The organism is Aeromicrobium sp. S22 (genome assembly GCF_009661045.1).
Taxonomy (GTDB): domain Bacteria; phylum Actinomycetota; class Actinomycetes; order Propionibacteriales; family Nocardioidaceae; genus Aeromicrobium; species Aeromicrobium yanjiei.
In genome coordinates this window covers 1,774,630-1,780,855 of the sequence record NZ_WJWV01000001.1, presented here as the reverse complement: position 1 = coordinate 1,780,855, position 6,226 = coordinate 1,774,630, and the positions used below count along the sequence as shown (strand labels likewise).

Genomic DNA, 6,226 nt, shown 5'->3' with positions numbered 1-6,226 from the left:
ACACTGTTGAGTTCTCAAGGATCAGACGCTCACCTCGACCCAGCCACTGGCTGAATCTCAGGGCAACTCGTCCAACTTACACGGCTCGTTTTCACCGGTCAAACCCGGGTCGGTCACCATGTCGCTCTGCGTTCTCAGCGATCCGTTCCCTGGAGCCAGTGAAGGCTCCGTGCCGTTGATCGTTTCGGTTAAGCTGGCTGGAAGCTCGCATCCGGCTGGCGTTTCGGCCTGTCCGCTTGCTGCGCTGTCCAACAAGAAGAACATTACGGGTGCGTCTCCCGGTCCGTCAAATCGCATTCGCGTGCTCCATGCCACAGTCGGCGGGAGCCCTGAAATGACGGGGATCAGCTGATGCGGACGCCTGAGACGGACCGTTTGCCTTTGCGAACGACCGCCCACGTGCTGTAGAGGAGCAGATCGCCCTCGAGCACCTGGTCGGGGTCCGTGACCCGCACGTTGTTGACGTACGCACCCCCGTCGGCGACCGCCCGGCGTGCGGCGGACTTGCTGTCGGCGAGGCCCGATGCGACGAGAGCGTCGACGATCGTGGGTCGGTCGGCCGCGCTGAGGTCGGCGGCGCCGGCCTCGCGCAGGGCGGCGGCCAGCGTGGGCTCGGGCAGCTCGCCCAGCTCTCCCCTGCCGAACAGCGCACCGGCGGCGAGCTCGGCCGCCGCGGCCTCGTCTGCCCCGTGGACGATCGTGGTGACCTCCGCTGCGAGGCGTCGCTGTGCGAGGCGCAGCCCCGGCTTCTCGGCGTGCTCGGCTTCCAGCGCGGCGATCTCCTCCAAGGGAATGAAGGTGAACTGGCGCAGGTACTCCACGACCTTGGAGTCCTCCGCCTGGATCCACGACTGGTAGAAGGCGTACGGGCTGGTGAGATCGGGGTCCAGCCAGACGGTGCCGGACTCGGTCTTGCCGAACTTGGTGCCGTCCGCCTTGGTGATCAGGGGCGTCGCGAGCGCGTGGACCTTGCCGGCGTCCGCCCGGCGGATCAGCTCGACCCCTGCCGTGATGTTCCCCCACTGGTCGCTGCCGCCGGTCTGCAGCACGCAGCCGTGCCGCCGGTAGAGCTCCAGGTAGTCCATGGACTGCAGGAGGACGTAGCTGAACTCGGTGTAGCTGATGCCGGACTCCAGCCGGCTGCTGACGACGTCGCGGGCGAGCATCCGGTTGACCGGGAAGTGCTTGCCGATGTCGCGGAGGAAGTCGATCGTGCTCAGGCAGGCGGTCCAGTCGAGATTGTTGACGAGCGTCGCGCCGGTGGGTCCGTCGAAGTCCACGAACCGCGAGACCTGCGAGGCGATGCGGTCCACCCACTCACCCACGGTCTCCTTCGTGTTCATGATCCGCTCCCCCGCCTCCTTGGGGTCGCCGATCAGCCCCGTCGAGCCCCCCACCAGGAGCAACGGCTTGTGGCCGGCGAGCTGGAGGCGTCGGGCCGTGAGGATCTGCAGCAGGTTGCCGATGTGCAGGCTCGGCGCCGTCGGGTCGAACCCCACGTAGTACGTGACCGGCCCCGCTGACAGCTCCGCTCGCAGTGCGTCGCGGTCCGTCGAGTGCGCGATCAGTCCGCGCGCGTCGAGGTCGTCCAGAACATGTGTCACAGCAGTGCCTTTCGGGGTCGGTCGATCACCGCGACTGTATCGCGGTGGCCTGCGGCCCCTGCGGCTACGGCTTGACGGCCACGACGGGCACCGAGGCGTCCAGCAGGATCTGCTGCGCGACACTGCCCATGAGGATCTTGCCGACCGGGCTGCGGCGGCGGATGCCGATGACGATCGACGTCGCACCCGCCTGCTCCGCCTCGAACAGCACCGCGTCGGCGACGTTCTCGCCCACGGCCTGACGGATCTCGTACTCCACCTTGTCCGCGTCGAGCCTCTCCGCCAACGACTGCACGTGGTTGCCGCGTGCGAAGCCGGTGTCGAGGCGCGGCTCGACCCGGCTGATGTTGATGAGCACGATCCGGTCCCCTGAGGTCTTGGACTGCTCGACGGCCCAGTCGAGGGCCGCGCGCCCGAACTCGTCGGGACGGTAGGCGACTGCAATTGTCATGACATGAAACTACTACCTCGAGCCACCCTTGCGGAAGTGGAATGCCGGCGGATGCCGCGACGTTGACGAGCGCGTGAACGAGACGGTGAAGGTCGACATCTGGTCAGGCATCGCGTGCCCGTGGTGCTTCCTCGGCAAGCGCCGGTTCGAGACCGCGGCGGCGCAGTTCGCGGCGAGCGGCGGGACGGTGGAGGTCGAGCTCCACTCGTTCGAGCTGGCGCCCGACACCCCGGTCGACTTCGAGGGCAGCGAGATCGACTTCCTGGTCAGGCACAAGGGCATGGACGCCGGTCAGGTCGAGCAGATGCTGGCCCGGATGACCGACCTGGGCGCGTCCGAGGGCCTCGCGTACGACTTCGCCGCCCTCCAGCACACCAACACGATCAAGGCCCACGAGCTGCTGCACTTCGCCAAGGGCAGGGGGCGGCAGCTCGAGATGGCCGAGCGGCTGTTCACCGCCTACTTCGAGGAAGGCCGTCACGTGGGCCGCGTCGACGATCTCGCGGACCTCGCGGCTGAGATCGGCCTCGACCGCGAGGAGGCCCTCGAGGCGCTCAAGAACGAGGAGCTCCTGCCGGCCGTCCACGCCGACCAGGCCCAGGCGACCGCGTACGGCATCAACGGCGTGCCGTTCTTCGTGATCGACGGCCGCCTCGGCGTGTCCGGTGCGCAGGACCCCGCCGTCTTCCTGGAGGTCCTGCACAAGGCCCGCGCCTAGTCCAGCAGGTCGTCCGCCCCGTCAGGCTTGACGGCCAGGACCGGGCAGGTCGCGTCGAGGATCAACCGCTGCGCCACGCTGCCGAGCACGAGCTTGCCGACCGGCGTGCGCGGACGGATGCCGACCACGATCAACGACGCAGCCGTCTCGGCGGCCGCGTCGAGCACCGCACCGGCGATGTCGGGCACGACGTCGTGCCGCACCTCGGTGTCGACGTCGAGCCTGCCGAGAACCTTGTCGAGCCGCGCGACGTCCTCGGCACCGGCGAACATCCGGTCGACGTACGCGTCGCCCTTGGTCGGGTTGACGACGACGAGGCGCTCCGAGCGGCGCATGGCCTCCGTGGCCCCGTACGAGAGCGCCGTGTGACCGAACTCGTCCGGGCTGAACATGACGACGACACTCATGAGGACGCCTCTTCCTTGATGGGTTCTTCCCGGGTGGGTTCTTCCCGGGTGGGCCGTAGCCCGTTGACGACGATGTAGACCAGCGCGAGGGCGATGATCGCGTACACGATCACGGCGACGGGCTCGCTCCACAGGGTGCTGACGTCCCCTGAGGAGATCTGGAGCGACGTGGTCAGCTGTTCCTCGAGCTTGGGACCGAGGATCACCGCGATGATGAGCGGCAGCACCGGGAGGCCGAACCGCCGCATCGCGAGCCCCAACAGACCGATGACGAGCAGGATCGCGAGGTCGAAGGGCTGGAAGCTGACGCTGTAGGCGCCCAGGGAGGCGAAGAACAGGATCCCTGCGTAGAGGTACGGCCGCGGGATCTGCAGCAGCTTGGCCCACAGCGGCGCGAGCGGCAGGTTGAGCAGCAGCAGGAGCGTGTTGCCGATGAACAGGCTGGCCAGCAGCGCCCACACGAGCGTGGGCTCGGTGTCGAACAGCTGGGGACCGGTCTCGATGCCGTAGCTCTGGATGGCCAGCAGCATGATCGCTGCGGTGGCCGTGGTCGGCAGGCCGATCGCGAGAAGGGGCACCAGCGTGCCGGCGGCCGAGGCGTTGTTGGCCGCCTCCGGACCTGCGACGCCCTCGATGGCACCCTTGCCGAACTCCTCGGGATGCTTGGTCAGCTTGCGCTCGGTGACGTACGACAAGAAGGTCGGGATCTCCGCTCCTCCCGCGGGCAGTGCGCCGAACGGGAAGCCGAGCGCGGTACCACGCAGCCAGGGCTTCCACGAGCGGCCCCAGTCCTGGCGGCTCATCCAGGGCTGTCCCACCGGGATGATGTCGAGGGGACGACGACGCAGGTGCGCCGCGACCCAGAGCGCCTCGCCGATCGCGAAGATGGCCACCGCGACCACGACGATGTCGATGCCGTCCGCGAGCAGGGGGCTGCCGAACGTCAGCCGCGGCTGGCCGGTCTGCCCGCCGACGAGCCCGATCGCCAGGCCGAGGAAGAGGGCGATGAACCCGCGCAGGCGGGAGGTGCCGAGGACTGCGGTGACCGCGAACAGTGCCAGCAGGATCAGGGCGAAGTTGGACGGGTTGCCCAGCTTGACGACCTGTCCGGCGACAGTCGGCGCGAACAGCACGAGCAGCAGCGTGCCGATCGTGCCGGCGACGAAGGAGCCGATCGCGGCTGTCGCGAGGGCCTGCGCCGCACGTCCCTTCTTGGCCATCTTGTTGCCCTCGATCGCGGTCACGACCGAGGACGACTCCCCCGGGGTGTTGAGCAGGATCGACGTGGTCGAGCCGCCGTACATCCCGCCGTAGTAGATGCCGGCGAACATGATCAGCGCGCTGTCGGGCCCCACGCTGTAGGTGATCGGCAGCAGCAGCGCGAGCGTCATCGCGGGCCCGATGCCCGGCAGCACCCCGACGGCGGTGCCGAGGAAGACCCCGAGGACCGCGTAGAAGAGGTTCTCGAGGGTCAGCGCCGACTGGAAGCCCTCCATCAGCAGGTCGAGCGAGCCCATCACAGGATCCCGTCCAGGACGCCGGCCGGGATCGCCAGACCCAGGCCGGAGTAGAAGCCGTACCAGGTGCCGACCGACAGGGCCACGCCCACGCCGACGTCACGGATCAGCGTCCGGCTCCCGAGGACCCATGCGGTCCCGACGAACAGGATCGCTCCCGTGATCGCCCAGCCGAGCCAGTCGATCAGCGCGATGTTGACGGCGAAGACCGCGACCAGCTTGGCGACGGTCGCCCAGTCGCTCGGCTGGGTCAGGTCGACGTCCTCGCCCTCCTCGGCCTGCGGCACGTCGCCGCGGGCCGTGGCGATCGCCAGCAGCACCGCGAGGCCGAGCAGGACCGCCCCGACGGCGTACGGGAAGGCGTACGGCTGGACCGGCTGGTCCGCGAAGCCGTCCTCGAGGGTCGTGGCGTCGTACAGGATGTAGGCACCGACGACACCGATGAAGGCGGCCATCGCGTACTGGGCCTTGTCGATGATCCTGGTGCCCGCCTCTGTGGGCTTGTCGATCACGCTCATGTCAGTCCCAGCTCCTTCAACGTCGTCTCCACGCGCTCGTCCTGCTCGCGCAGGAAGGTCGCGAACTCCTCGCCGGTGGCGAACGAGTCGATCCAGCCGTTGCGCTCGACCGCGTCTTTCCAGCCCTTGGTCTGGTGCATCTTGGTGAACATCGCCACGAGCCGGTCCCGGGACTCCGCGGAGATGCCGGGTGGCGCGAGGATGCCCCGCCAGTTGGCGAAGGTCATGTCGACCCCGGACTCCTGCAGCGTCGGGGCGTCGACGTTGTCCAGACGCTCGGCCCCCGACACCGCCAGCACCCGGAGCGAGCCGTCCTTCAGCTGTCCCTCGAACTCGCTGGGGCCGGACGTGCCGACGTCGATCTTCTTGCCGAGCAGCGCGCTCGTGAGCGGCCCTCCCCCGTCGTACACGATGTACTTGACCTGCTTCGGGTCGACGCCGATGGTCTTGGCCATCTGCATCGGGAAGAGGTGATCGGGCCCTCCGGGCGACGAGCCGCCGCCGATCGTGACGCTCCCGGCATCGGCCTTCCAGGCCTTGACCAGGTCCTGGACGGTCCTGAACCGCGAGTCCTTGGGCACGATGAGCGCCTCCTGGTCCTCGATGAGGCGGGCGATGGGGGTGGCGTCCGAGACACGGGCGTCCGACTCGTTCGTGTAGGTCGCGCCGACCACGCCGAGGCCCATCGACATCACGAGGTCGTCGACGCCCTCCTCGTTGAGCAGGCGCTGCATCGCGACGGTGCCGCCGGCACCGATGACGTTGGTGACCTCGAACCGGCCGGACAGCTCGGCGTCCTCCAGGACGCGGGCGGCAGCGCGTCCGGTCAGGTCGTAGCCGCCTCCCGGGCTGTTCGGGATGTACATGCTGAGGCGACGGTTCGCCTCCCCCTCGCCGCCGCGGGTGACCCCGCACGCAGAGAGGGTCACCGCCGCGACGAGCGCGAGGGCGACGGCCGCTCGAGCTCGGTGGGTGCGCCTGGTCGACGTCATGGAACCTCCTGGGGTCGAC

The 6,226-nt window shown here is 68.7% G+C and carries 7 protein-coding genes; 1 reads left to right on the top strand and 6 read right to left on the bottom strand.

Going from position 1 to position 6,226, the window contains the following annotated elements; all coding sequences use genetic code 11:
- Positions 1-344: 344 nt before the first annotated feature.
- Both tyrS and GEV27_RS08650 read right to left on the bottom strand, forming a co-directional pair.
- Positions 345-1,604 carry a tyrosine--tRNA ligase gene (tyrS, locus tag GEV27_RS08655; RefSeq protein WP_309222122.1) on the bottom strand — a complete coding sequence of 420 codons (1,260 nt, stop codon included), beginning with the start codon at positions 1,602-1,604 and terminating at the stop codon, positions 345-347.
- 64 nt (positions 1,605-1,668) lie between these two features.
- On the bottom strand, positions 1,669-2,055 hold the full coding sequence (locus GEV27_RS08650; protein ID WP_153652911.1) for a universal stress protein: 387 nt from the start codon (positions 2,053-2,055) through the stop codon (positions 1,669-1,671).
- A gap of 73 nt (positions 2,056-2,128) precedes the next feature.
- Between GEV27_RS08650 and GEV27_RS08645 the strand changes: the two genes are divergently transcribed.
- Positions 2,129-2,773, top strand: coding sequence for a DsbA family oxidoreductase (locus GEV27_RS08645; protein ID WP_309222121.1), 645 nt, complete (start codon positions 2,129-2,131; stop codon positions 2,771-2,773).
- Here GEV27_RS08645 and GEV27_RS08640 read toward each other — a convergent pair.
- From GEV27_RS08640 to GEV27_RS08625, 4 genes are read right to left on the bottom strand one after another with little or no spacing between them, the layout of a single operon-like run.
- The gene (locus GEV27_RS08640; RefSeq protein WP_153652913.1) at positions 2,770-3,180 is read right to left on the bottom strand and encodes a universal stress protein; all 411 of its coding nucleotides are present in this window, start codon (positions 3,178-3,180) and stop codon (positions 2,770-2,772) included. The two genes, GEV27_RS08645 and GEV27_RS08640, sit on opposite strands and share 4 nt — an antisense overlap.
- Positions 3,177-4,697, bottom strand: coding sequence for a tripartite tricarboxylate transporter permease (locus GEV27_RS08635; RefSeq protein WP_153652914.1), 1,521 nt, complete (start codon positions 4,695-4,697; stop codon positions 3,177-3,179). Before GEV27_RS08635 ends, GEV27_RS08640 begins: the two co-directional genes overlap by 4 nt.
- Positions 4,697-5,215, bottom strand: coding sequence for a tripartite tricarboxylate transporter TctB family protein (locus tag GEV27_RS08630; RefSeq protein ID WP_153652915.1), 519 nt, complete (start codon positions 5,213-5,215; stop codon positions 4,697-4,699). The genes GEV27_RS08635 and GEV27_RS08630 overlap by 1 nt, the downstream gene beginning before the upstream one ends.
- The gene (locus tag GEV27_RS08625) at positions 5,212-6,207 is read right to left on the bottom strand and encodes a tripartite tricarboxylate transporter substrate binding protein (protein WP_153933896.1); all 996 of its coding nucleotides are present in this window, start codon (positions 6,205-6,207) and stop codon (positions 5,212-5,214) included. The genes GEV27_RS08630 and GEV27_RS08625 overlap by 4 nt, the downstream gene beginning before the upstream one ends.
- Positions 6,208-6,226 lie beyond the last annotated feature (19 nt).

What these genes read in the sequence shown, in the direction of transcription:
- GEV27_RS08650 (WP_153652911.1), bottom strand. Translation starts at nt 2,055, where the DNA reads ATGACAATTGCAGTCGCCTACCGTCCCGACGAGTTCGGGCGCGCGGCC.
- GEV27_RS08630 (WP_153652915.1), bottom strand. Translation starts at nt 5,215, where the DNA reads ATGAGCGTGATCGACAAGCCCACAGAGGCGGGCACCAGGATCATCGAC.
- GEV27_RS08635 (WP_153652914.1), bottom strand. Translation starts at nt 4,697, where the DNA reads ATGGGCTCGCTCGACCTGCTGATGGAGGGCTTCCAGTCGGCGCTGACC.
- GEV27_RS08625 (WP_153933896.1), bottom strand. Translation starts at nt 6,207, where the DNA reads ATGACGTCGACCAGGCGCACCCACCGAGCTCGAGCGGCCGTCGCCCTC.
- GEV27_RS08640 (WP_153652913.1), bottom strand. Translation starts at nt 3,180, where the DNA reads ATGAGTGTCGTCGTCATGTTCAGCCCGGACGAGTTCGGTCACACGGCG.